Here is a 21,435-nt window from a genome sequence, read left to right as displayed (position 1 = left end):
ATGGCTTGGTATTTTCATAAGCAAACAGCCGGATTCCTCACAACGCTGATCTACGGCGAACGAACACTGTTGAAGCCTGATCCAGATTGGCTCCCAGATCCAGCGGACGACAACCCAACTGCGCCCCCTTTAGTCAGGATGCAGAACCCTGATTGCACACTGCCACCCGAAGAGCTATTGCTGCCCCTGAGCGATCAGCAGTACACAGAACTAATTGCTGGACAAGAATCAGGGCGGATGATCGGTATTAATGCCAAGGGATACCCCGTCTTGCAGGACCGACCTGCTCCTACTCAAGAGCAAATTCAGAGCAGACAAGCAGCCGATAAAACCCGCCACATCGCCGTTGCTAATACTCAAAAGGCTAAGCTGGCCGACCGCATAGCCACCCTGAGAGATGCAGTGGCCAATATTGAACAGCCGGGAATGCAAGCTTTTGCCGCTACTGCAGAAGAGCAGGAAGAGTTATCACGCTGCGAGTTGGCACTGGTGCAATGGAAGAACTACGCCATTGAATTGGGACGTGTAGCGCCAACAGGCGCTCCTATCGTGTGGCCCGAAATACCAGATAACTGAAACAAGTCACTCCAACTTCTGTGCCCTGTAACCTCAACGCCTACAAGCCTCACCCCTCGCCCAACCGCCACGCGCGCGGCAGCCTGTGCAGTGTCATTCCACTGCGCAGGCACCACCCATGGCCGACTATCTTCACGGCGTGCGGGTCATCGAACTCAACGACGGCACCCGCCCCATTCGCACCATCCCTACCGCAGTCATCGGCATGGTTTGCACCGCCGAAGACGCTGACGCAACTGTCTTTCCTCTGGACACGCCGGTACTGATCACCAACGTGCAAACCGCCGTCGGCAAGGCTGGGGTCAAAGGCACCCTTGCGGCCAGCCTGCAAGCCATTGCTGACCAGACCAAGCCCTACACCATCGTGGTGCGTGTGCAGGAAGGTGCCGACGAGGCCGCAACTGCCAGTGCCTTGATTGGCACCACCACCGCCGAGGGCAAATACACCGGCATGAAAGCCCTGCTCGCCGCCAAGGCCCGCTTGGGCATGACACCGCGCATTCTCGGTGTACCAGGGCTGGACAGTTTGCCGGTGGCCACCGCCTTGATCGCCATCGCCAAAGACCTGCGTGCGTTCGCCTACGTCAGTGCGTGGGGCTGTAAAACCAAGGAAGAAGTGGTCGCCTACCGCGAGAACTTCGGCGCCCGCGAAGCCATGGTCATCTGGCCGGACTTTCTCAACTGGGACACCGTGGCCAACCAAACCGCGATCGCACCGGCGGTCGCCCGTGCATTGGGTCTGCGCGCCAAGATCGACCAGGAGATTGGCTGGCACAAAACCCTGTCAAACGTCTCGGTCAGCGGCGTGACCGGTATCAGCGCCGATGTGTTCTGGGACCTGCAAAACCCGGCCACCGACGCCAATTACCTCAACAGCAATGAAATCACCACCCTGATCAACGCCAACGGCTACCGCTTCTGGGGCAGTCGCACCTGCAGCGACGATCCATTGTTTGCTTTCGAGAACTACACCCGTACCGCGCAGATCCTCGCGGACACCATGGCCGAGGCGCATATGTGGGCCGTTGACCGCCCGATGCACGCCTCTCTGGTACGCGACCTGGTCGAAGGGATAAACGCCAAGATGCGCGAGCTGATCTCCCAGGGCTATTTGATCGGCGGTAGCTGCTGGTACCCGGAAGACATCAACACCAAGGACACCCTCAAGGACGGCAAGCTCTGGGTCGACTACGACTACACCCCCGTGCCACCTCTGGAAGACCTCACCTTCCGCCAACGCATCACAGATCGCTACCTGATCGACTTTGCCAAAGGCATCAACAGTTAAACGCGAATTCCGGAGAGCACCACCATGGCCCTGCCACGCAAACTTAAAAACATGAACCTGTTTAACGACGGCAACAGCTACACCGGTGTTGCCAAGTCCGTCACCCTGCCGGCCCTCGGCCGCAAGATGGAGGCCTATCGCGGCGGCGGCATGAACGGCCCGGTCAAGGCCGACTTGGGCTTCTCCGATGACGGTATACAGCTGGAATGGAAGACGGGCGGCCTGGATCTGATCTCACTCAAACAGTTCGGTGCGGTCAACGCTTCAGGCGTTGCACTACGCTTTTCCGGTTCTTTTGAGCAAGACGACACAGGCGAAGTTAGCGCCGTAGAAGTCGTCGTGCGTGGTCGTCACGAGACCATTGAAATGGGTGATGCGCAGCCAGGCGAAGACACTGAACACGCCATGACCACCGCCTGCACCTACTACAAGCTGACCGTCGACAACGAAGAAATCATCGAGATCGATCTGCTCAACTTCATCGAGAAAATAGGTGGCGTGGACATGCTGGATAAACAGCGCTCAGCCATTGGCCTCTGATACACCCCCTCAATCCACAGCCGCAGGAGCTTCATCCATGACCACAAAAGCGACCACCGAGCAGCCCGACGTTCAGCCCTTGGCCGACGATAACACCGTCATCCTCGACACCCCGATCCGTCGCGGTACCACCACCATCGACAGCATCACCCTGCGCAAACCCAACTCGGGCGAACTGCGCGGCGTGAGCCTGGCCGAGCTGCTGCAAATGGACGTCAACAGCCTGATCAAGGTGCTACCGCGCATCAGCACGCCCACCCTGACCGTGGTTGAAGTCAGCGCCATGGACCCGGCCGACCTGTTCGCCCTCAGCAGCAAGGTGTCTGGTTTTTTGCTGCAGAAATCGATGAAAACGGACGCATCCCTCGTTGCGTAGAAGACGCCATGGCCGACTTGGCCGTGGTGTTTCACTGGGCACCGGCTGATATGGATCACCTGGGCCTGCAAGAACTGATGGACTGGCGCGAGCGTGCCAGGGTGCGGAGTTCGACCGATGGCAAATGATCTGCGAATTCAGGTATTGCTTAATGCCATTGACAAAGTCACCGGGCCGTTACGGCGTATCACAGGAGGAAGCACGAACACTGCTAAAGCGTTGAAAGCGGCACGCGACCAACTCAAGGCGCTGAAAGATCAGCAATCCAATATTGCTTCTTTTAAAAAGCAACAAGGCGCCATCGCCGCAACCTCCGACAAACTAAACACCGCACAGGAAAAGCTGCGCCAGTTAAAGACAGCGATGAACAATAGCGGCAACGCTGCGTCAGGGAAATTTAAAAATGACATGCGAAAAGCCCACGAATCTGTTCGAGATCTGACCACAAAGCTGCAAGAACAACGCAAGGGACTAACGCCCCATATGACCAAGCTTAAGGAGGCCGGAATTGCCACTGGCAAGCTTGGCGAACACGAAGCGCGACTGAAAACAGAAGTCGACGCAGCCAATCGCTCACTCAACACCCAAAAAGACCGTCTTAACGCCATCGGTAAACGTCAAAACGCCCTGGCTACCGCCCGAGCGAATTACGACAGACAACGACAAACTGCCCAGTCTATGGCAGGCACGGGAGCCATGGCCGCAGCCAGCGGTGGTGCTGCACTGTATGCCGGGGCACGACTGATAAAACCGGGGGTTGAGTTCGACGCCAGCATGAGTCGTGTCCAAGCCATCAGTCGACTGGATAAAGATGACCCACAACTCAAGGCCCTGCGAGACCAAGCACGTCAACTGGGCGGCTCGACCCAATTCACTGCGGGTCAGGCTGCTGATGCGCAAGGGTATTTAGGCATGGCTGGCTTCGATCCGAAGGCCATAAAAGCCGCCATGCCCGGCATGCTCAACCTGGCTGCCGCTGGGGGCGCAGATCTGGCACAGACCGCCGACATTGCTTCAAACATCATGTCTGGACTTGGTTTACAGGCAGATCAGATGGGAAAACTCGGTGATGTACTGGTGGGAACCTTCACCCGCTCAAACACCAACCTACAAATGCTTGGCGAGACAATGAAGTACGCGGCGCCCATGGCAAAAACCTACGGCGTAGAACTGGAAGTCGCCGCCGCCATGGCGGGCAAACTGGGTGACGCTGGGCTACAAGGCAGCATGGGCGGGACAGCACTCAGCTCAATCATGAACCGCTTGGCTGCACCCCCCAAGGCTGCGCGCAAAGCCCTCGATGAATTGAACATTAAAACAGCTGATGCCAATGGCAATCTGCGGCAAATCCCTGACATCCTTAAAGAGATTTACGATAAGACCAAAGCCATGGGCACTGCCAAAAAAGGGGGGTTGTTCAAGGCTATCGCAGGGGAAGAAGCGGTCAAGGGCATGGCCCAGTTGGTGGATCAGGCGGGTATCGGCGAGCTGCAAAAACTGATTGCCACCTTGCGCGATACCCAAGGCGAAGCAAGCAAAACATCCCGCGTGATGGCTGATAATCTCAAGGGTGATATGACCACCCTTAGAAGCGCGTGGGAAGACTTCGGCATAGAACTGGAAGAGCAGCAAGATGGTCCTTTGCGCGACTTGGTGCAGTCAATCACCGATGTTGTCCGCAGCGTAAAAACTTGGGCGAAAGAAAACCCGACTCTCAGTGCAGGATTGGTCAAGGCAGCAGCAGTTATTGCTGGTCTCACTGCAATAGTAGGTGGCCTGATGATTACTGTCGCCAGTGCGTTGCTGCCATTCATTGCGCTGCGCCTGATGTTGGCTCAACTGGGTATTCGCCTACCCAGTTTGATCGCAATGTTTTGGAGCCTAGGCAAGAACGTACTGCCCTTTGTTGGCAAGGCCGTGCTTTGGCTCGGTCGAGCGCTGATGCTCAATCCGGTCGGTATCGCTATCAGCGCCATCGCCGCAGCCGCCTACCTGATCTATGACAACTGGGATGCCGTCAAACGCTACTTCATCAGTGCCTGGGCAGAAATCAAAGCCGGTTTTGACGGGGGTGTTGGCGGCATCGTGACGGTGCTGACCAACTTCAACCCAGTCGGCCTGATATACCAAGCCTTTGCCGAAGTACTGAGTTATCTGGGCATTGACCTGCCCAACCGCTTTACCGAGTTCGGCAACATGATCGTCAACGGCCTGGTCAACGGGCTGTATGCCGGTTTGGGCAAGATCAAAACTGCCATCAACGACATCGGCGATTCGACCATTGCGTGGTTCAAGGAAAAACTCGATATCCACAGCCCATCGCGCGTGTTCGCCGAACTGGGCGGCTTCACCATGGCCGGTCTAACCCAAGGTCTGGAAGGTGGCCAGAAAGGCCCGCTCGACGCACTGACTCGAATGGCCAAGCAATTGACAGCGGCGGGCACCTTTGCCCTGAGCGCGACCACCTTGCCCGCCTTGGCCGTGGATGATCGCCCACCCATCGGTAGCTCGCCCGTTGCTGCCATATACGACAGCCACGACACCTACGAATTCACCTTAACGGCGGCGCCTGGCATGGATCTGCAAAGCATGGAAAAGAGCCTGCGAGCCATGCTGTCCCGCATAGAGAACGAAAAAAAGGCGCGCCAGCGCAGCAAACTTTCCGACCTGGAATAACCCCCATGATGCTTGCCCTAGGCATGTTCGTGTTTAGCCTCTCAACCGCCGCCTACCAGGAGCTGCAGCGCCAAACCGACTGGCGCCACGCCAGCAATAACCGTATCGGCGCGCCTCCCGCACGGCAGTTTGTGGGCCGTGGCGACGACACTATCACCCTGCCCGGCATCATATTTCCCGAGCTGGCCGGTAGCGCCCTCAGTCTTGACGCCCTGCGCTTGATGGCGAACACCGGCAAAGCCTGGCCCATGGTCGAAGGCAGTGGCCGCATCTATGGCCTCTGGGTGATCGAGAGCTTGAGCGAAACCAAGACCCTGTTTTTTCGCGACGGCACACCAAGGCGCATTGAGTTCACCCTGAGCCTCAAGCGTACCGACGATGACCGCATCGACCTGCTCGGTGCCAGTACCAGCATTGGCGCCAACATCCTGCGAGGCTTGTTGTGATCGGGTATCTCAACGGCAGTGCCGAGCGCGACGCTGCTTACCCAGTTCCTGCCTTCCGCCTCACCGTCGACGGCTACGATATCGCCCAACTCATCAGCCCGCGCCTGATGAGCCTGGAATTGACCGACAACCGTGGCGTCGAAGCGGATCAACTCAGCCTCACCCTCAGCGACCATGACGGCCTGCTGTCCATCCCGCCCAAAGGCGCGGTGCTTAGGCTATGGCTGGGCTGGAGTGACACCGGCCTGGTGGACAAAGGCATCTACACCGTCGACGAAATCGAACACAGCGGCGCCCCGGACGTGTTGAGTATTCGCGCTCGATCGGCAGACCTACGCAAAGGCCTGAAAACCAAACGCGAACGCAGCTGGAGCAACACCACCCTTGGCGAGGTCCTGAGCGATATCGCCATCGGCAACGGCCTGACCGCCACCATTGCCGTCCCTCTCTACGGCTTGCCCATCCTGCAACTCGATCAGGCCAACGAGTCTGACGCCAACATGATCAGCCGTCTGGGTGAAGAGTTCGACGCAGTGGCCAGCGTCAAAGCCGGCTGCCTTCTGTGCATGCCAGCAGGCGGCGGTAAAGCCGCGAGCGGCCTGGACCTGCCCCACATCACCCTCACCCGCGCCGAGGGCGACCAACACCGCTACCTGCAAGCCGACCGCGACAGCTATGACGGTGTGCGCGCCTATTACTACGACGTCAACAGCGCCAAAAAGCAGGAAGCCATCGCTGGTGGCGGCGACAATCTCAAAGACCTGCGCCATACCTACAGCGATCAACAATCAGCCCTGCGTGCTGCTCGATCAGAATTCAAGCGGTTGCAACGGGGCAGCGCGACCATCAGCTACAGCCTGGCCATGGGGCGCCCAGACCTAATCCCCGAGCTGACCTACACGCTCCAAGGCGTCAAAGCCGAGATTGACGAAATCATCTGGTACGGCGGCAACGTGCAGCACAGCCTCACCGCTGACGGCGGCTATACCGTGAGCCTGGAGCTGGAAAGCAAGTTGCCGGAGGATGGAGTGGAGGATCTGGTCGAAGAAGATCAGGGTGATTTTACGGGGGTTATTGCGTATTTCCGTGACCCAAAAACTGAGAAGGTAAAGGCAGTCACTGCAGGAGACCAGTCAATGCCTAGGCGGTTGAAATGGTTATATGCGGCAGGAGATTCTGCAAAAAGAGCTGTAGATCGTGAGTGGAAGAAGATGAAAATGTAGCCATAAGCCACTATTCTATGCATGCCTGAGAATAATGGAGCTATCATGTCAGATCAATCAGCAGAAGATATTGAATCAAAACTTACCGAGTTGGAAAATAAACTTCCAACTCTAGACTTGGTAAATAACTTGCTATGGAGAACTACTCCCCAATGCCAAGTACTACTGAATGAATCTTTGGCAACGGCCAAGCCGGTAAAAATCACAAGAGCAGCAAAACGCTTTACACCGGAAGAACCTTTTTACTTAGATTCCATTAATTTTTATGGAGAAAACTCTAAAATACCCACAAACCTAGCAGTAATTATTAAGCCATTAGGAAAACCTTCGTACAATTTAAATCTAATAACCCTTGACTCCAATATCAAATTTGTTTTTGGCTACGCACGTAGCTTTTGCGAATGGTTCGAAATATATAGCAGCTCTACTTTAAACAACCCAAAGCTCACAAAGATACGAATCTACGGTACTGGCATCAAAGAAATTTCGGAGCATTCCGAAGACATTGTAGCGATAATTAATTTAAAGCGAGACTTAGAGAAATTCAAAGAAACCCTTAGAAATGACTGCACTGAACTGCACGAAAGTATCAGCTCACTGACCGAAGATAAAACTTTATTAGAGTCTTCCCTAGCCAAGGTATCAAATGCTCATGCCCTCAAAATGTCTGAGCTCAGACTCATTACCGCCAATCTGCAGACTGAAAGCGAAAAATTTGAAAATGCACAAGACTCATTAGTACGAAGTGAATCATTACTTACTCAAACAAAAAACAACATAGAACAACTCAATGAAACCGTACTTAGCCACAATAAAGACATTTCAAAACTCAAAGCAGAACTTACAAAATTAACCTCTGACAAAAACCTCATATCAGATGAGTATGGACCTTACGTCAAAGAAGGAAGATCACAGGCAGCAATTTATGTATTCTTAATTACCCTCCCATTATTAGCTATTATTTTTTCTATTTACGAACTATATTCCGGGGCAAGCAAGCTATTATTAGCCGACTACAAAAATACCGCTGAGATTATTGGATCTTTCATCCTGCGAATTCCATTCGCAGCCGTCTTCGGAATAGCTATCTATTACAGCTGGCGATTAACATCTACAATAATTCAGAAAATATTTACAATTCATAGCGACCGACTCACATTAGCAAAATTGTTAGTCCTCGCCAGAGAGTCAGTCCATTCGGCAGCCAAAAATCTCGACATTAGCAATGAGATTCTGTTTCAAGAACAAGTACATCTTAAAGTAGAGGTACTAAAAAGCCATCTATCAAAAGACTTGGGGAACAGCTTCGAATACCCTACAGCCATGCCAAAATCAAAACAACCAAAGCGCAACGAAGCTGTTAATGATAACGAAATAGAATCAACTGAAGAAGCGGCAAAATAAAACACCTATCAACATATATAATTACAAAGCCCCGACTATTGCCGGGGCTTTTCTTACACATGACCTTCGCAACTTGACTCGATCAACAGTACAGCGCCAGTACGCCTAAATATTGCTATTCCCACCTCAGTACGGAAAGCTACTGAACCTATGTATCCTCTGAGATGTTACCTGTTTCTAACATTTCCAGCAGTTGCGCCGAACTCAAAATAAAAGCGTCTTTTTCTACAGCGGCTTTTACCTTTGTCCACCCGGCATTGCAGCCTGCACAAAGAAATGCCAGTCCCTTGGTTGGAGTCTTGACTACCCGTAGACCGTTGGCTGATGCAAGCGCTTCCAGGTTAGCTCGCTCTTCTGCCCTAAATCCGGTAAAGAGGATTTGCCCCCGCACATCAGTTGGCAAGGATGTAGAGAAAACTGGTGGGGGCGGAGCCCTTTCAAGGAGCAGGTATTGAGTACCTTGGAAATATTCCAACACACGATCCTTGCGGAAGGTTCGGTAAAAGGAATCATCACCAACCCGGCCTTGAATGTACATTGAGGTTTCCTTCCAGTGTGAGAGTTCTCGCTCACTCACACGGCCTTTGCTGTCCTTGTAAGAAAAGGACAGCAATCGATCAGTTTTCTGGGCTCCTACTGATGACATGCGGCAATTACTCCTATCTGGTTTGTTCCCAATGGGAACAGACTAGATCGAACTTTTACCGTCCGCCATCACTGCACTCAAATCGTTCAAGCGCCTCTCTATGTCCAACAATCGCTTCTTACCAGCGATAACAAACTCTATTTCTCGTTGATCTTCATCAGGCAACAGGCGGAATAGAGCCATCACGGCCCTCTCCCGAGCGCTATCTGCATAGGCCTCACTAGAAGCCTGTACCTCTCCTTCTACGCGGAACATCCGGCCATCCCCGGTCAATAACCAATCGATGGAAATACCCAATTGGGACCCTATAGCTACAAGAGCATCTGGGCGGGGCTCTCGCAGCCCCCCGACCCAGTTCTGCAACGAGCTATAAGAGATATCACAGGTCTTTGCAGCTTCTTTGAGGGATAAATTACGAGCTTCAATCGCTCGACGGATTCTTTCTCCGATGCCCATTTGAGACCTTTACTCCTTGACAAATACCCAACCGAGAATTTAGCCTTATTCCCATGTGAGAACATTCTAACCAAATGGGTACATTCAAACCATGCGCGGATCACAACCACACATGAGCAATCCTAAAGTTTCGTGGGAATTTTCTTTAGATATACAGCTGGAGCATAGCTCATGAATAAGCGCCAAATTCAAGCAGGACTCATCGAAAGCGGAAGCAATTTTCGACAATTTGCCCTGACACATGGCTATGAGCCGCGCACCGTTACCCAGGTAGTGAAACGCTGGGCTGGCCACGACACTCTGCCTAGAGGCCGGCTGTCATTTCGCATCATGCAAGACTTATCGCTAATCATTGGTATTGAAGTCCTCCCCGGCATCCTAGCTGACCACTTTGAACGGCAGGCTGCTTCAAAAACGGCATAAAGAAACTGTAGGGGCGATTACTCCGAGGAGATACCAGAAGATGAAACGTCCAGTTCTAGCAACCAAGCGCCAGGTCATGAGCGCAGTGATCAACGACTACAAAGGTGGTCGGGAATGCGCCGCATCGCGCTTGGGGTACGAACTGAAAAAATTTGATAACCACATCTACGAGAACGCTGGCAGCCGCCCGTTGAGTGATGAGCAAATCCATCGGCTGGAACAGGACTCAGGTACCACTCACCTGCCGGAATACATCGCTGCGATGTACGGCGGCATGTTCGTCCCCTTGGCCAGGCCAGAAGTATTAGACAACGTCGACCTTTACAGCCGGTCCGTAAGGGCCGCCGCCAAGCGCGGTATGGTCGATCAGATCATTGCCAAGGCGCTGGAAGACGAAGTGATCGAGAGGGACGAAGCGGATGCAATCCTCGCCGCGCACCGTCGCTACATGTCAGCTCGCCAGTCCGAGGTTCTGGCAACGATTCTGCTGCACAGCCGGGGGACCAAACAGTGAGCGCCTGTCACCAGCCCTTGCCGAGACGCGTCTTGATCTCCTTCAGCACGGTGGCTACATCGTCGACGGCGAAACGTATGTCTTCGGCACGCACGCCTGGACCAGGTTCATCCTTTCTACTTCCTGTTTTGAGTGAATGGCCATGACTTATATCTCCGAAAAAGACAGACAACATTTATTGGATCTACTGGCTATCGCCCAGCAGCGTCTCAACACCCTAAAAGAAATTGCCGCTACCACCAATAACCCCTGCTCCGGCACTGATATCCGGTTAGCCATCGGTGATGCAATTACCCCGCTAAACATCGCCCATGAAACTGCGGAACTGCTGTAAAGGACGTGACCATGAGCACCTACAAGCTGGTCTGCCCCCACTGCCACGGCCGTATGCGCATCCGTACCAGCGAAGGCCAGCATATTTTCCTGCGGATCACGTACATGCAATGCACCAACGAAGCCTGCGGCTGGGCGGTGCGGGCAGAATTCCAAATGACTCATGAACTGAGCCCCAGCGGCATGCCCAACCCCGAGGTATGCCTGCCAGTGGCTGATGTGGTCATTCGGCGCCAGGCAATGCGAACCGCCAATGATCAACCCGATCTGCTCGATAAACTGGTACTGGAGGCCGCAACATTATGAACTCGATCACCCTGACCACGAACCCGGCCAGCGACTACCGCGTCGCGATGCAACAAGCAGCCGTGGCCTATCTGTACCGCCACAGCTCTCAGCATTTGGCCGGTGATAACCAGTTGCTGGATAACTGCATCAGCTATCTGACACTGTCGCTTGAAGTGCCTTCGCACCTGGTGCAGCGCATCGCAGAACTGGCTGTCGCCGAGTTTGAAAGCATGACCTGTAAACGTGTCGACTGGCTTGGCATTCACCCCAGTAGCGGGTTGTTCCGCCCGGTTATCTTGCTGCTGGACACCTGTACACAGCAACGACACCCCGTTTCTGCACGCCTGCTACCGGCGCGCATGTTGCTGACGCGCAACCTCCCGCACTAACCCGAAACCACTCCCTGATGGATGCCCGCTGTGCGTGGGTAGGGGGAATTTGCACCTTACTGGTGGCCGAAATGAACAAGATCACCATAAAACTTGAGATGGACGAACATCAGGCGCAGCACTACCTGCTGTGGCTGACCACTCAATACGAAGTCACCTTGGCTGATATCTGGTACTCCGATCGCTACCGGCATGTACCGACTGGTCAACGGGCGCCGAAGGTGCTTGAGGACATGCCCTATCTGGCAGGCCTCTGCAAAACGCGCAGCGAGCTGAAAAAGCAGCTTGTTGTGGTTGCGGAGCATGCGCAGTGAATCGCAAGCCCATGGAGCAGCAGATCCGCGCTGACGTGATTCAGCGTTTAGAGTCTGATTACGGCCTTCAGCACATGAAGGACACGCATTACATGCGTAAGGGCACCTGCCCGCAGTGCAACCAGAAACGCCTGTTTTCCCGACACGACGAGCCTTGGTTTATCCGCTGTGGTCGCGAAGAAAAATGCCGGTACATGGTGCCAGTCAAAGAGCTGTATCCCGACCTGTTCGACAACTGGAGCAAGCGCGCCCCGGCTAGCAGCGAGCAACCCGCCGCGAGCGCTAAGGCTTATCTCTCATTTGCCCGTGGGTTTCGCCTCGATCTGATTGAGGGCTGGTATACGCAGGACAGCTATTTCGACGGCAGGCTGAATATGGGTTCAGCCACCGTACGGTTCCCTCTGGAACGCGGCGGGTACTGGCAACGCCTGATCGACCAGCCTTCGCGCTTCGGCAAGATGAAAGCGCAGTTTGAAAAAGGGAACAGCTACAGGGGCTACTGGTGGTGCCCGCCTTGTCTTGATCTGCTGCAGGTCGATGAACTATGGATCGTAGAAGGCATCTTCGATGCCATCGCGCTTATTCATAACAACGTTTCAGCTGTTTCGGCACTGTCCTCGAATGCCTTTCCCGAGGAGTCATTGAAGGCCCTTATCACCGCTCGCGGCGGGAAAACACCCAAGTTGATCTGGGCTCTGGACAATGAGCCAGGCGCCCACAGATACACCCACATGTGGGTCATGCGCGCCCGTGAACTGGGCTTCACATGCGAAGCCGCGCAAATTCCGCAACCAGATGCGCGGAAAGTTGACTGGAACGATCTGCATCAACGCTGGGCATTTATTGACGACGACTCAGCACGCGCAGAGCGCATCAAAAAAGATCTGAGGGAAGCCAGGCACCAGGGCGATCTGCTTATTGCCGAGAGCGCCAGCGACAAGGCGTTGCTCATGTACCAGTGGCGGGAGCGCGAGGAGTTCCACTTCTGTTTCGATTCACGCTTGTACTGGTGGAAGTTGGACATCGTGAAGTTCAACGCCGCCAAACAGACATTCGACAAAAGCGAGAAACAAGAAGCGCAAGTGCTTACCGAAAAGCAGATTCGGGAAAAGGCTTTGCAGATGGCCGGCTGCGTGGTGGAGATCGCCAATTGCTACCCAAAAGCCCTTTATTTCCAGCGCAACGAAATCACAGACGAGTCCTGGTACTTCTTCCGCGTCGATTTCCCGCATGACGGCGGCTCAGTGAAGAACACCTTCACTGGCGGCCAGGTTGCTGCCGCCAGCGAATTCAAAAAAAGACTTCTCGGCATGGGCGCCGGAGCCGTGTTCACCGGCAGTGGGCAGCAGTTGGACAAACTCATGAAAGACCAGCTCTTTGGCATCAAGACCGTTCAGACCATCGACTACGTGGGCTACAGCAAGGAGTACCGCTGCTACGTGTTCAACGACGTCGCCATCCGCGATGGCCAGGTCATCCACATCAACGAGGAGGAATTCTTTGAAATGGGCAAGCTCAAGCTTAAAACCCTGCAAAAGGGAGTGCGGATCAATCTGGAGAAAGACGGCAAAAAGTACGACCAACAATGGCTTGGCCTTCTTTGGCAGTGCTTTGGCGCCCAAGGCATTGTGGCGCTGACCTTCTGGTTTGGCTCGCTGTTCGCCGAGCAGATCCGGGGTCGCTACCAGTCATTTCCGTTTCTTGAAGCCACCGGCGAGGCCGGCGCGGGTAAAACCACGTTACTCACCCTGCTATGGAAGCTTGCAGGCCGGGACGGTTATGAAGGGTTTGACCCGTCTAAATCGACCAAGGCAGGCCGCAGCCGCTTGATGGGCCAGGTGTCCGGCATGCCCATCGTGTTGCTGGAATCAGACCGCAGTGGCGACGACAAGACCCACGCTAAAACCTTCGAATGGGACGAACTCAAGGATTACTACGGCGGCGGCACTCTGGCGACCAAGGGTGTTAAAACCGCCGGTAACGAAACCTACGAGCCACCGTTTCGCGGCACCATCGCCATTAGCCAGAACGCCCCTGTGGTGGCGTCTGAGGCGATTATGACGCGGATCGTCAAACTGCACTTTGTACGACCGAACATCACCGCTGAAAGCCGTGCGGCGGCAGATCGCCTTAATGCTCTGGAGGGTTCTACGCTCAGCAACTTTGTGCTGCAGGCCGCACGCAAAGAGCTGGAGGTGATGGAGTTGTTTGGTCAGCACATAGCGGGCTACGAAGCGAAGTTGCGCAACCTGCACGCCCACTGCTTTGCCTGCGAGACACCATTCAAAGACGAGCACGGCGAATGCAGCAATTGTGGCAACAAGCTGCGCGGCTACATCCGTGTGGAACGGATCAACAAGAACCACGCCCAACTGCTCACCCTGCTGGACTGCCTGCGCATGGTAGTGCCACTCACCGACGTACAAATCGACCACACCCGCGCGCAGATCATTCGCATGGCACTTGAGCGACAGGCTTCGATCAGTTCCGACCATCCGGTGGTGGCTGAATTCTGGGAAGTCTACGAATACCTGGAAGGCCTCGATGCCGACGGCCCGGTGGTCAACCACAGCAAAAAAGACCACGTCATCGCCATCAACCTCAATGACTTTGTGAAGTGCGCCGCCGAGCATCGCCAGAAAATCGCCGACGTCAGCGAGTTACGCGAGCGCCTGAAAGACTCCCGCTCGCGGAAGCTGCTCGACATCAACAAGGCGACCGACAGCGCAGTACGGTCCCACCAGGCCAAGAACTCTAACGCGACAGTCACCAAGCAACCCATCGTGAAGTGCTGGCACTTCCAAGCCTGATGAATCATCTGAAACACCCGTTAGACGCTGCAACGTCTGACACCACCCCAAAGGAGAAGCACCATGCAATCTCACTGTTCAACCACCACAGCAAATCAAGCTATAGCGGCCCAGTTAGCCGCCGAAGAACAAGAACGCCCTGCTATTCGCGATGCTGGTATCGCCGCGCTGAACCGGTTATTACCCATCGCTCAGCGTTATTCAGGCCAAAGCCGCATCGTCGGCGGGTTCTTGCTCAGCCTGTACAACGGTAGCGCATTCCCTTTTCCACTCACCGAGTTACGCGGCTTGGACACAGCTCTGTTCAAAGACTGCATAGACCTGCTGCACATGGACCAGCGCCCGGAAATGGAGGTACACGAATATGTCGAGAACGGCGAGGCCGTCTGGTCACAACTGAAAAAAGACTGGGCTGCACAACAAAACTGACACCGATTGAGCCGGAAAAGAAGTGGTGCCGAGGGGCTGCAACCCCTCGACACCGACCACCAAAAGGAGAAGCACCATGCAAGTGAATCAACCCAAAGGCGGCACCGCAGAAGCTACCACGAACCGTTACGACTCACGCACCGCCGACAAATTTGTGCTGCGAATGCCCAACGGTATGCGCTCACGAATTGAGGCATTGGCCAGCGAACGCCATCGGAGTATGAACTCTGAAATAACCATCCGCCTCGAGCGCTCCTTCGTGGACACCGATCTGGTCGCACGCCAGTCCCTACTGATACAGCAGCTCAGCGCCCGAATTCAGGAGCTTGAGCAGACGGTATCTCATGATTAAGGGTACCCTCACCCCTCCTCACAGGCATCGGAGGCAGCATGAACACCGCCTTTATCCTGATGGCCCAATACGATGGCCAGGTGATTATCTCGCTGGAACTGGTCTGCCGGGATTACTTCACGCACCTGACGCCAGACATGTTCCAGCGCAAGGTGATGAGTGGTCAGATCAAGCTTCCGATCACCCGTCTTGAACCGAGCCAGAAGTCCGCCAAGGGCATTCACATCACCGACCTGGCTGCCTACCTCGATCGACAACGTGCGGCCGCGGTTAAAGAGTACAACCAGCTCAACGGGTCAAAACCCGTCTGTTGAGCCACTTCATTGATGCGGCGCCCAGTTGAACGGGCGCTTTCAATATCTTTTCATGCCATTCCCATTCCAAATAACGGTCTCCCTTGCCACGCAGGTGGGTGTATCGCCGCAGCGAGTTCCAATCCCTGTGGCCAGAGACACTCGCCACACGCGGAATGTCCCATTCCATTTCAAAAAGACGGCTGACTCCTTCGTGGCGAAGGTCATGGAAGTGCAAATTATCGATCGCCAACAGCTTGCAAGCCTTGGCCCAGGACGTAGAGATAGATTCAGGACTGTAGGGGAAGATATCGTCGCCGACTTGGGGCATTGTCTTGATGATCTGCCAAGCCTCGTCCGGCAGATAACACCACACGTCATTGCCGATTTTCTGCCCAGGGTTCTTCATGTCGCGCACCAGCACCCGCTGCCCAGCCTCGTCGATGTCCGACCAACGAATACGGGTTATTTCATCCAGGCGGCGCGTGGAGAACAAGGCAAAACCAACGACCTTCAACATATTGATGACAGACGCACGTCGCGCCTGCATGGCTTGGTAGTGTGTCAGCAGCTCTCCTAATTCGTCCAAAGTGGGCCGTCTATCACGCTCGCGGCTTTTCAGGTTATAGCCCAGCTTGCGCAGCACACGCCGGGCACCGCCCATGGCGAGAGGATCGACCAAGTAGCCCCAGGCGTCTTTGGCGATCGCCAGAACAGCCCCAAGGTGTGCCAGGTCATTGCCGGCGGTTTGTGGCTGAACCCCACCGCCCTCCTTGCTCATCCGCCACAGGGCAAAGTCGACCAGGCATTGGGTATTGATATCTGTATCGGTGAGTTGGCCAAGGTAAGTCTCGCCTATGGCTGTCAGCGTGGCACGCTTGGTTTTGCCAAGCGGTCGTGCTTTTTCGACTTCGACCAGGTAACGGACGTTCATCTCTTTTACCGTGGCGCCTTTGAGGCTTGCCCGCTCGATAGCACCGGGCTCATCCAACTGCGTTTCGCGCTTACGCGCCCACACGTGGGCTGCCTGTTTACGGGCGAAAGTCTGGCTCTCTTGGTAGACTTGCACTCCGTCGCGCTTGATGCGGATCTGAGCCGTATAGCTCACCGTCCCATCTGCCAGTTTTCTTGCCCTGATGGTCGCCATATCGAAAGTGGTACGCGTCAGTTTTTGAGTGGTACATCGTACCACCGAGCCCCCAAAAACGCCTGAAAACGCCCTAAAACACGCCCAGAACACGTTGAATAAAATGCTAGATAAACACAGCTGTAGCCCAGCAGAATCAAGCCCTGCGCTGTCCCGCCGCTTTAGTGTGGCACCCATGATGGATTGGACTGACCGCCATTGCCGCTTCTTCCTGCGCCTGCTGTCCAAGAATGCGTTGCTGTACACCGAGATGGTCACTACTGGCGCGTTGCTGAACGGTGATGCTGAGCGCTTTTTGCGTCATGACGAGGCGGAGCATCCTCTGGCGCTTCAATTGGGTGGTAGTACTCCGGCTGATTTGGCTGCCTGTGCGCGTATGGCGCAAGCCGCTGGGTATGACGAGGTGAATCTGAATGTCGGCTGCCCGAGTGATCGGGTGCAGAATAATATGATTGGCGCCTGTTTGATGGCCCACCCAGCACTAGTTGCTGAGTGTGTGAAGGCAATGCGCGATGCAGTGTCGATTCCGGTGACGGTCAAGCATCGGATCGGGATCAACGGGCGAGACAGTTACGCTGAGCTGTGTGATTTTGTTGGAACTGTGCGCGACGCCGGCTGCGAGAGTTTCACGGTGCATGCGCGAATTGCGATTCTTGAAGGGCTTTCGCCCAAGGAGAATCGTGATATTCCACCGCTGCGCTATGACGTTGCCGCTCAGTTGAAAGCTGATTTCCCTGAACTGGAGATTATTCTGAACGGTGGTATCAAGACACTGGAGGAATGCCGCACTCACTTGCAGGTGTTTGACGGAGTGATGCTGGGCCGTGAGGCGTATCACAATCCTTATATTCTGGCCGAGGTCGATCAGCAGTTGTTTGGCAGTGCCGATCCGGTTATTTCACGGGCGCAAGTGCTGGCGCTGTTGCGACCTTATATTGCCGCGCACATCGCCGCCGGCGGTGCGATGCATCACATAACGCGGCATATTTTAGGGCTGGGCCAGGGGTTTCCTGGCGCCCGGCGCTTCCGTCAGTTGCTGTCGGTTGATATCCACAAGACCAAGGATCCGCTGGCACTGCTGGATCAAGCCGGGGAATTGCTAGAAGGCCGCTGAATCGCAGGCAAGCAAAAGGGGCCGCCCTATGCAGGACGGCCCCTTTTTTATCGCCACACGAGACTTAATGACGCTCGAGGGCGTTCACTAGGTCATGAAAGGCTTCACGATTGGAGTCGTTAAGGCCCATCAGGATTTTGTGCGCTTCTAGCACTTTGACTCGTACTACTTCTTCAGACTGGTCTTGCGACGGCAAGTCTGTCAGGCAATCAGGGCAAGGTATGGGCCTATTGATGATATTGAAGACCTGATCGAAGCCCATCGACTGCAGGAGCCGAGTGATGTCCTCATGGGTGGTCACGACGGTCGGCAACAACCCTATTTTTTGACGCGACAAAATCGACAGTTTCGCCAGCAAGCCCAATGTGGTGCTGTCGATGCTGCGGGTTTCGGTTAGGTCTATCACGATGGCCGTAAAGTTGCGCGCCGTGAAGATCCTTTCGATTGTCGCATCCAGTGCTGAACACAGTGTCAGGCGCACTTCACCCACAAACTTAAGGACGAAGGTGCCATCCTGTTCGGCGAACTGAATTCTACCGGTACTCATTTAAGATTCCTGCTTAACACCAACAGGGCGATATCATCCGGCATCTCCCCTAGCGTAGCTAATCCAAAAACCTGGCGCAGACCATCCAGGCTGCCACCTGCCGCTTTCACCAGTTGTGGTAAAGCCGCCTCTTTCTCTTTGAGCGTCTGCTCGGTCAAAAGGTCCAAAATTCCGTCAGACATTAGCGTTAGGCTGAATGCTTCAGGCAATTGCAAGACGTGATCTTCATAAGTTGCTTCGTTAAACAAGCCAACCGGCAACCCTCGCCCTTGCAGATAAGACACGCTGTCTGGCGTGTAGAGCACGGGCAGTGGCAGGTGCCCGCCGATGCTGTAGGTCAGCCGCCCGGTCTCTTCGTCAATCACACCGCCAACCATGGTCACATGCTTGCCCAGCTTGCAGTTGATCAAGCCACGGTTGATATGCCCAAGCACCTCTGAAGGCTTGAACTCGGGCAAGGTGCCGTTGCGCTTGGACTCAAACAGCAGACGTGTAGTCATGAACTTGAGCAGTACCGTCACAAACGCTGAAGAGGCACCGTGTCCGGACACATCAGCTAGGTAGAACGCAACCCGGCGCTCGTCGACCCTGAAGTAATCGACAAAATCGCCAGACAGGTACAGGGACGGAATGATCTGGTGCGCAAAATCAAACTCGGCAATGGACCAGGGGCTGATCGGCAGCATGTTCATCTGAACCTGTCTGCCCGCGTTTTGGTCTTCCTGCAATAAGTGCAGGCTGGCTTCTAGTTCGCGATTGGCCGACTCCAGCTTGTCACGGTAGCGCTGGTTCTCGAGCAGCAACCGGGCACGGTCTAGCGCCCGATGGACGGAGTGCTCCAGAACGGCCAGGTCTTCAAGCGGCTTGATCAGGTAGTCCGCGGCGCCCAAACGCAACGCTTCGACCACATCGCTCATCACGCCAGCACCCGAGATCACGATCACTGGCGTTTCTGAGGAGCGCTGAGCGACCTGACGAATCAACTCAAGGCCACTCATTTGCGGCATGCGCAGATCGCAGATCACTAAGTCTGGTTGCTCTTGCTCGAACACCTTAAGACCCTGCATGCCATTACTGGCCTGGAGGACGCTGAAGCCGCTGTCTTCCAAATAGGCTGCCAAACTGGCACGCACTACTTCGTCGTCATCAATGATCAGCAGCGTGGCACTGGTTTTGTGCATGTGGGCAAATGGCGCCAGAATTGGGTTGGCGTAAGAACTCGAACACGTCGGGCTCTACGACTGAATTGGCTTGTGAACATCCCTACTCAAATCGATTGTCGCGCTCGATCCTACAAAGGTTGCCCGTGTAAGGCGCAGACGGTACTCCCATCCGCCAGGGGTTTCAAGCTCAGGCAGAGAGTGGCCTCAGGTGTTAGTTGCGTTAAATTACATCGGGTTATAAGAACCTCGCGAACAGCAACTAAAACCTAGGTTTCAACCCGTTTCAATTGATAAATTTTCTCATTTCAAGAGGTGCAAAAAAACGGCCACCTGGGCCGCTTTTTATAAGGGGGAAACGGCTTAAAAGTCGTCTTCAACTTGCCCGTCTTTAACTCTGAACTCGCGGCTTTGCAGGTAGGCGTTACGAATAAAGATGTATTTGTCACCCGTGATCAGCTTTTCAGCCGACAACAAACTGGCGCGCGCGTCAATAACGTCCATACCAATCGCCATGTTACGTGCCGGAATATCGTTCATGTACCGGTAAGGCTTTGTGAAGGAGTCCGGGTAAATGCCCGCGGTGTCACGTACGGTGCTAGGGCCCAGCAGTGGCAGAACCACATAAGGACCACTTGGCACACCCCAACGACCTAGAGTCTGGCCAAAGTCCTCATCGTTGCGGTGCAGGCCCATTTTGGTGCCCACATCAAAAAAGCCGCCGATACCGAAAATGGTATTCATCAGCACGCGAGAGGTATCAACACCGGCTGCATAAGGCTTGGCTTGTAGGATGTCGTTGGCCAGGTTGCGCACGTCACCGATATTTCGGTACATGTTGTGGATGCCATCTTGCAGAAATTGCGGCGTAATGAACTGGTAGCCCTGCGCAATTGGCTTCAAGGCATAGGTATCAAGTGTGTCGTTAAACTTGAAGGTGATGCGGTTGATCCCTTCCCACGGATCATCCTCAGTGGCTGCATTGGCGGCAAAGGGAACCATGGCCACACTGGCACAGACACATAATTGAGCAAGACGACTAGTCCAGCGCATAGCAAAACTCCTTGAGAATACTTAACACTTGGGCGCTACGCCCTGGGTCAGGCGGTGAGTATAACGGCAATTACATTTTTGACAGCCCCCAAGAGGCACCCTAAGCAGACTGGATGAGCTACCAGACGTTCCGAAACCCTAAGGATTCTTTTTAAGCGAGCCATAGTCGCGTAAAAAAGTGTCACTGTGTGATTTTGATAGAGATCATGCACTCTCAGCGTGAGTGGATTATTCTAGACGCCCGTTTACAGACCTTTGGCTCACTTCGAAGGTCTACACCAGTGCCTATCAATAAAGGATGAATGCTATGCCTGCGCGCGAACTGCAAGAAAAACTCGACTCCTTGCGCGAGCAACTGGATAAAAATGCGCCATTGTCTCAAGCCGAACGTGATGACCTGAACGAGCTGTCACAAAAAGTCGAAGCACAAATCAAGTTAGACAACGCAACTCAAAACACCAGCCTTTCTGACGAGGTCAACCTCGCCGTAGAACGTTTCGAAGTTGATCATCCTGCCTTGGCCGGTACCCTGCGCAATATCGTTCAAACTCTGGGTAATATCGGGATCTGACTCTCCGTCAAACGTCAGAAACGAAAAAGCCCCGACTCAGTTCACCTGAGTCGGGGCTTTGTTTTAC

The 21,435-nt window shown here is 54.4% G+C and carries 27 protein-coding genes; 21 read left to right on the top strand and 6 right to left on the bottom strand.

Annotated features, from left to right (window positions below):
- From B347_RS25565 to B347_RS0109520, 9 genes are all read left to right on the top strand, one after another.
- Entirely contained in the window at positions 1-576 is a 576-nt protein-coding gene (locus B347_RS25565) for a tail fiber assembly protein (RefSeq protein WP_019409487.1), read from the top strand.
- A gap of 118 nt (positions 577-694) precedes the next feature.
- On the top strand, positions 695-1,864 hold the full coding sequence (locus B347_RS0109555; protein ID WP_019409486.1) for a phage tail sheath protein: 1,170 nt from the start codon (positions 695-697) through the stop codon (positions 1,862-1,864).
- A gap of 24 nt (positions 1,865-1,888) precedes the next feature.
- Positions 1,889-2,404, top strand: coding sequence for a phage major tail tube protein (locus B347_RS0109550; RefSeq protein WP_019409485.1), 516 nt, complete (start codon positions 1,889-1,891; stop codon positions 2,402-2,404).
- A 37-nt stretch (positions 2,405-2,441) separates the two neighbouring features.
- The gene (locus B347_RS0109545; RefSeq protein ID WP_019409484.1) at positions 2,442-2,780 is read left to right on the top strand and encodes a phage tail assembly protein; all 339 of its coding nucleotides are present in this window, start codon (positions 2,442-2,444) and stop codon (positions 2,778-2,780) included.
- Positions 2,781-2,788: 8 nt separating this feature from the next.
- Positions 2,789-2,908, top strand: coding sequence for a GpE family phage tail protein (locus B347_RS25875; protein WP_019409483.1), 120 nt, complete (start codon positions 2,789-2,791; stop codon positions 2,906-2,908).
- Positions 2,898-5,456, top strand: coding sequence for a phage tail tape measure protein (locus B347_RS0109535; protein WP_019409482.1), 2,559 nt, complete (start codon positions 2,898-2,900; stop codon positions 5,454-5,456). The genes B347_RS25875 and B347_RS0109535 overlap by 11 nt, the downstream gene beginning before the upstream one ends.
- 5 nt (positions 5,457-5,461) lie before the next feature.
- A complete protein-coding gene (locus B347_RS0109530; RefSeq protein WP_019409481.1) occupies positions 5,462-5,902 on the top strand; it encodes a phage tail protein in 441 nt (146 codons plus the stop codon).
- Complete coding sequence (locus B347_RS0109525; RefSeq protein ID WP_019409480.1) at positions 5,899-7,125, top strand: phage late control D family protein; 1,227 nt, start codon at positions 5,899-5,901, stop codon at positions 7,123-7,125. The genes B347_RS0109530 and B347_RS0109525 overlap by 4 nt, the downstream gene beginning before the upstream one ends.
- A gap of 45 nt (positions 7,126-7,170) precedes the next feature.
- Positions 7,171-8,529 carry a hypothetical protein gene (locus B347_RS0109520; protein ID WP_019409479.1) on the top strand — a complete coding sequence of 453 codons (1,359 nt, stop codon included), beginning with the start codon at positions 7,171-7,173 and terminating at the stop codon, positions 8,527-8,529.
- A 148-nt stretch (positions 8,530-8,677) separates the two neighbouring features.
- On the opposite strand, the gene B347_RS0109515 is transcribed toward B347_RS0109520, so the two are convergent.
- Positions 8,678-9,175 (bottom strand): BRCT domain-containing protein, encoded by a 498-nt coding sequence (locus tag B347_RS0109515; protein WP_026014090.1) that lies wholly within the window; start codon positions 9,173-9,175, stop codon positions 8,678-8,680.
- 42 nt (positions 9,176-9,217) lie between these two features.
- Complete coding sequence (locus tag B347_RS0109510) at positions 9,218-9,631, bottom strand: helix-turn-helix domain-containing protein (RefSeq protein WP_019409477.1); 414 nt, start codon at positions 9,629-9,631, stop codon at positions 9,218-9,220.
- Between the two features lie 171 nt (positions 9,632-9,802).
- Here B347_RS0109510 and B347_RS0109505 point away from each other — a divergent pair, with 171 nt between their 5' ends.
- The 10 genes from B347_RS0109505 to B347_RS0109455 all read left to right on the top strand — a co-directional run bounded on the left by B347_RS0109505 (position 9,803) and on the right by B347_RS0109455 (position 15,797).
- Positions 9,803-10,054, top strand: a complete 252-nt coding sequence (locus B347_RS0109505; protein WP_019409476.1) for a hypothetical protein — start codon at positions 9,803-9,805, stop codon at positions 10,052-10,054.
- Positions 10,055-10,094: 40 nt separating this feature from the next.
- Positions 10,095-10,568, top strand: a complete 474-nt coding sequence (locus B347_RS0109500; RefSeq protein WP_019409475.1) for a YmfL family putative regulatory protein — start codon at positions 10,095-10,097, stop codon at positions 10,566-10,568.
- Positions 10,569-10,710: 142 nt separating this feature from the next.
- A complete protein-coding gene (locus tag B347_RS0109490) occupies positions 10,711-10,902 on the top strand; it encodes a hypothetical protein (RefSeq protein WP_019409474.1) in 192 nt (63 codons plus the stop codon).
- A gap of 11 nt (positions 10,903-10,913) precedes the next feature.
- The gene (locus B347_RS0109485; protein WP_019409473.1) at positions 10,914-11,207 is read left to right on the top strand and encodes an ogr/Delta-like zinc finger family protein; all 294 of its coding nucleotides are present in this window, start codon (positions 10,914-10,916) and stop codon (positions 11,205-11,207) included.
- Complete coding sequence (locus B347_RS0109480; protein ID WP_019409472.1) at positions 11,204-11,578, top strand: hypothetical protein; 375 nt, start codon at positions 11,204-11,206, stop codon at positions 11,576-11,578. The genes B347_RS0109485 and B347_RS0109480 overlap by 4 nt, the downstream gene beginning before the upstream one ends.
- A gap of 71 nt (positions 11,579-11,649) precedes the next feature.
- On the top strand, positions 11,650-11,892 hold the full coding sequence (locus B347_RS0109475; protein WP_019409471.1) for a hypothetical protein: 243 nt from the start codon (positions 11,650-11,652) through the stop codon (positions 11,890-11,892).
- An 11-nt stretch (positions 11,893-11,903) separates the two neighbouring features.
- On the top strand, positions 11,904-14,702 hold the full coding sequence (locus B347_RS0109470) for a toprim domain-containing protein (RefSeq protein ID WP_192812368.1): 2,799 nt from the start codon (positions 11,904-11,906) through the stop codon (positions 14,700-14,702).
- Positions 14,703-14,765: 63 nt separating this feature from the next.
- Positions 14,766-15,131, top strand: a complete 366-nt coding sequence (locus B347_RS0109465) for a DUF7673 family protein (RefSeq protein WP_019409469.1) — start codon at positions 14,766-14,768, stop codon at positions 15,129-15,131.
- 76 nt (positions 15,132-15,207) lie between these two features.
- Positions 15,208-15,483, top strand: coding sequence for an Arc family DNA-binding protein (locus B347_RS24820; protein ID WP_019409468.1), 276 nt, complete (start codon positions 15,208-15,210; stop codon positions 15,481-15,483).
- Positions 15,484-15,521: 38 nt separating this feature from the next.
- Positions 15,522-15,797 (top strand): pyocin activator PrtN family protein, encoded by a 276-nt coding sequence (locus B347_RS0109455; protein WP_019409467.1) that lies wholly within the window; start codon positions 15,522-15,524, stop codon positions 15,795-15,797.
- Here the strand turns inward: B347_RS0109455 and B347_RS0109450 are convergent.
- On the bottom strand, positions 15,772-16,923 hold the full coding sequence (locus tag B347_RS0109450) for a site-specific integrase (protein WP_026014089.1): 1,152 nt from the start codon (positions 16,921-16,923) through the stop codon (positions 15,772-15,774). The genes B347_RS0109455 and B347_RS0109450 overlap by 26 nt on opposite strands.
- A 103-nt stretch (positions 16,924-17,026) precedes the next feature.
- Here B347_RS0109450 and dusA point away from each other — a divergent pair, with 103 nt between their 5' ends.
- Positions 17,027-18,037 (top strand): tRNA dihydrouridine(20/20a) synthase DusA, encoded by a 1,011-nt coding sequence (gene dusA, locus B347_RS0109445; RefSeq protein WP_026014088.1) that lies wholly within the window; start codon positions 17,027-17,029, stop codon positions 18,035-18,037.
- Between the two features lie 64 nt (positions 18,038-18,101).
- Here dusA and rssC read toward each other — a convergent pair whose 3' ends face one another.
- From rssC to B347_RS0109430, 3 genes are all read right to left on the bottom strand, one after another.
- Positions 18,102-18,584: an anti-sigma factor antagonist RssC gene (rssC, locus tag B347_RS0109440; RefSeq protein WP_019409464.1), complete on the bottom strand. Its 483-nt coding sequence runs from the start codon at positions 18,582-18,584 to the stop codon at positions 18,102-18,104.
- Positions 18,581-19,765, bottom strand: a complete 1,185-nt coding sequence (gene rssB, locus B347_RS0109435; RefSeq protein ID WP_019409463.1) for a two-component system response regulator RssB — start codon at positions 19,763-19,765, stop codon at positions 18,581-18,583. The genes rssC and rssB overlap by 4 nt, the downstream gene beginning before the upstream one ends.
- A gap of 342 nt (positions 19,766-20,107) precedes the next feature.
- Entirely contained in the window at positions 20,108-20,797 is a 690-nt protein-coding gene (locus B347_RS0109430) for an MlaA family lipoprotein (RefSeq protein ID WP_019409462.1), read from the bottom strand.
- 307 nt (positions 20,798-21,104) lie between these two features.
- Here B347_RS0109430 and B347_RS0109425 point away from each other — a divergent pair, with 307 nt between their 5' ends.
- Complete coding sequence (locus B347_RS0109425; protein WP_019409461.1) at positions 21,105-21,368, top strand: DUF4404 family protein; 264 nt, start codon at positions 21,105-21,107, stop codon at positions 21,366-21,368.
- The last annotated feature ends 67 nt before the right edge of the window (positions 21,369-21,435 follow it).

The sequence above is a fragment of the Pseudomonas psychrophila HA-4 genome (assembly GCF_000282975.1).
Taxonomy (GTDB): domain Bacteria; phylum Pseudomonadota; class Gammaproteobacteria; order Pseudomonadales; family Pseudomonadaceae; genus Aquipseudomonas; species Aquipseudomonas psychrophila_A.
The sequence above is the reverse complement of the archived record's forward strand: the minus strand, read 5'-3'. Positions and strand labels throughout refer to the sequence as shown.

Coding starts and splice junctions, on each gene's coding strand:
- B347_RS25565 (WP_019409487.1), top strand. CDS start 1: ATGGCTTGGTATTTTCATAAGCAAACAGCCGGATTCCTCACAACGCTG.
- B347_RS0109555 (WP_019409486.1), top strand. CDS start 695: ATGGCCGACTATCTTCACGGCGTGCGGGTCATCGAACTCAACGACGGC.
- B347_RS0109550 (WP_019409485.1), top strand. CDS start 1,889: ATGGCCCTGCCACGCAAACTTAAAAACATGAACCTGTTTAACGACGGC.
- B347_RS0109545 (WP_019409484.1), top strand. CDS start 2,442: ATGACCACAAAAGCGACCACCGAGCAGCCCGACGTTCAGCCCTTGGCC.
- B347_RS25875 (WP_019409483.1), top strand. CDS start 2,789: ATGGCCGACTTGGCCGTGGTGTTTCACTGGGCACCGGCTGATATGGAT.
- B347_RS0109535 (WP_019409482.1), top strand. CDS start 2,898: ATGGCAAATGATCTGCGAATTCAGGTATTGCTTAATGCCATTGACAAA.
- B347_RS0109530 (WP_019409481.1), top strand. CDS start 5,462: ATGATGCTTGCCCTAGGCATGTTCGTGTTTAGCCTCTCAACCGCCGCC.
- B347_RS0109520 (WP_019409479.1), top strand. CDS start 7,171: ATGTCAGATCAATCAGCAGAAGATATTGAATCAAAACTTACCGAGTTG.
- B347_RS0109515 (WP_026014090.1), bottom strand. CDS start 9,175: ATGTCATCAGTAGGAGCCCAGAAAACTGATCGATTGCTGTCCTTTTCT.
- B347_RS0109510 (WP_019409477.1), bottom strand. CDS start 9,631: ATGGGCATCGGAGAAAGAATCCGTCGAGCGATTGAAGCTCGTAATTTA.
- B347_RS0109505 (WP_019409476.1), top strand. CDS start 9,803: ATGAATAAGCGCCAAATTCAAGCAGGACTCATCGAAAGCGGAAGCAAT.
- B347_RS0109500 (WP_019409475.1), top strand. CDS start 10,095: ATGAAACGTCCAGTTCTAGCAACCAAGCGCCAGGTCATGAGCGCAGTG.
- B347_RS0109490 (WP_019409474.1), top strand. CDS start 10,711: ATGACTTATATCTCCGAAAAAGACAGACAACATTTATTGGATCTACTG.
- B347_RS0109485 (WP_019409473.1), top strand. CDS start 10,914: ATGAGCACCTACAAGCTGGTCTGCCCCCACTGCCACGGCCGTATGCGC.
- B347_RS0109480 (WP_019409472.1), top strand. CDS start 11,204: ATGAACTCGATCACCCTGACCACGAACCCGGCCAGCGACTACCGCGTC.
- B347_RS0109475 (WP_019409471.1), top strand. CDS start 11,650: ATGAACAAGATCACCATAAAACTTGAGATGGACGAACATCAGGCGCAG.
- B347_RS0109470 (WP_192812368.1), top strand. CDS start 11,904: ATGGAGCAGCAGATCCGCGCTGACGTGATTCAGCGTTTAGAGTCTGAT.
- B347_RS0109465 (WP_019409469.1), top strand. CDS start 14,766: ATGCAATCTCACTGTTCAACCACCACAGCAAATCAAGCTATAGCGGCC.
- B347_RS24820 (WP_019409468.1), top strand. CDS start 15,208: ATGCAAGTGAATCAACCCAAAGGCGGCACCGCAGAAGCTACCACGAAC.
- B347_RS0109455 (WP_019409467.1), top strand. CDS start 15,522: ATGAACACCGCCTTTATCCTGATGGCCCAATACGATGGCCAGGTGATT.
- B347_RS0109450 (WP_026014089.1), bottom strand. CDS start 16,923: ATGGCGACCATCAGGGCAAGAAAACTGGCAGATGGGACGGTGAGCTAT.
- dusA (WP_026014088.1), top strand. CDS start 17,027: ATGCTAGATAAACACAGCTGTAGCCCAGCAGAATCAAGCCCTGCGCTG.
- rssC (WP_019409464.1), bottom strand. CDS start 18,584: ATGAGTACCGGTAGAATTCAGTTCGCCGAACAGGATGGCACCTTCGTC.
- rssB (WP_019409463.1), bottom strand. CDS start 19,765: ATGCACAAAACCAGTGCCACGCTGCTGATCATTGATGACGACGAAGTA.
- B347_RS0109430 (WP_019409462.1), bottom strand. CDS start 20,797: ATGCGCTGGACTAGTCGTCTTGCTCAATTATGTGTCTGTGCCAGTGTG.
- B347_RS0109425 (WP_019409461.1), top strand. CDS start 21,105: ATGCCTGCGCGCGAACTGCAAGAAAAACTCGACTCCTTGCGCGAGCAA.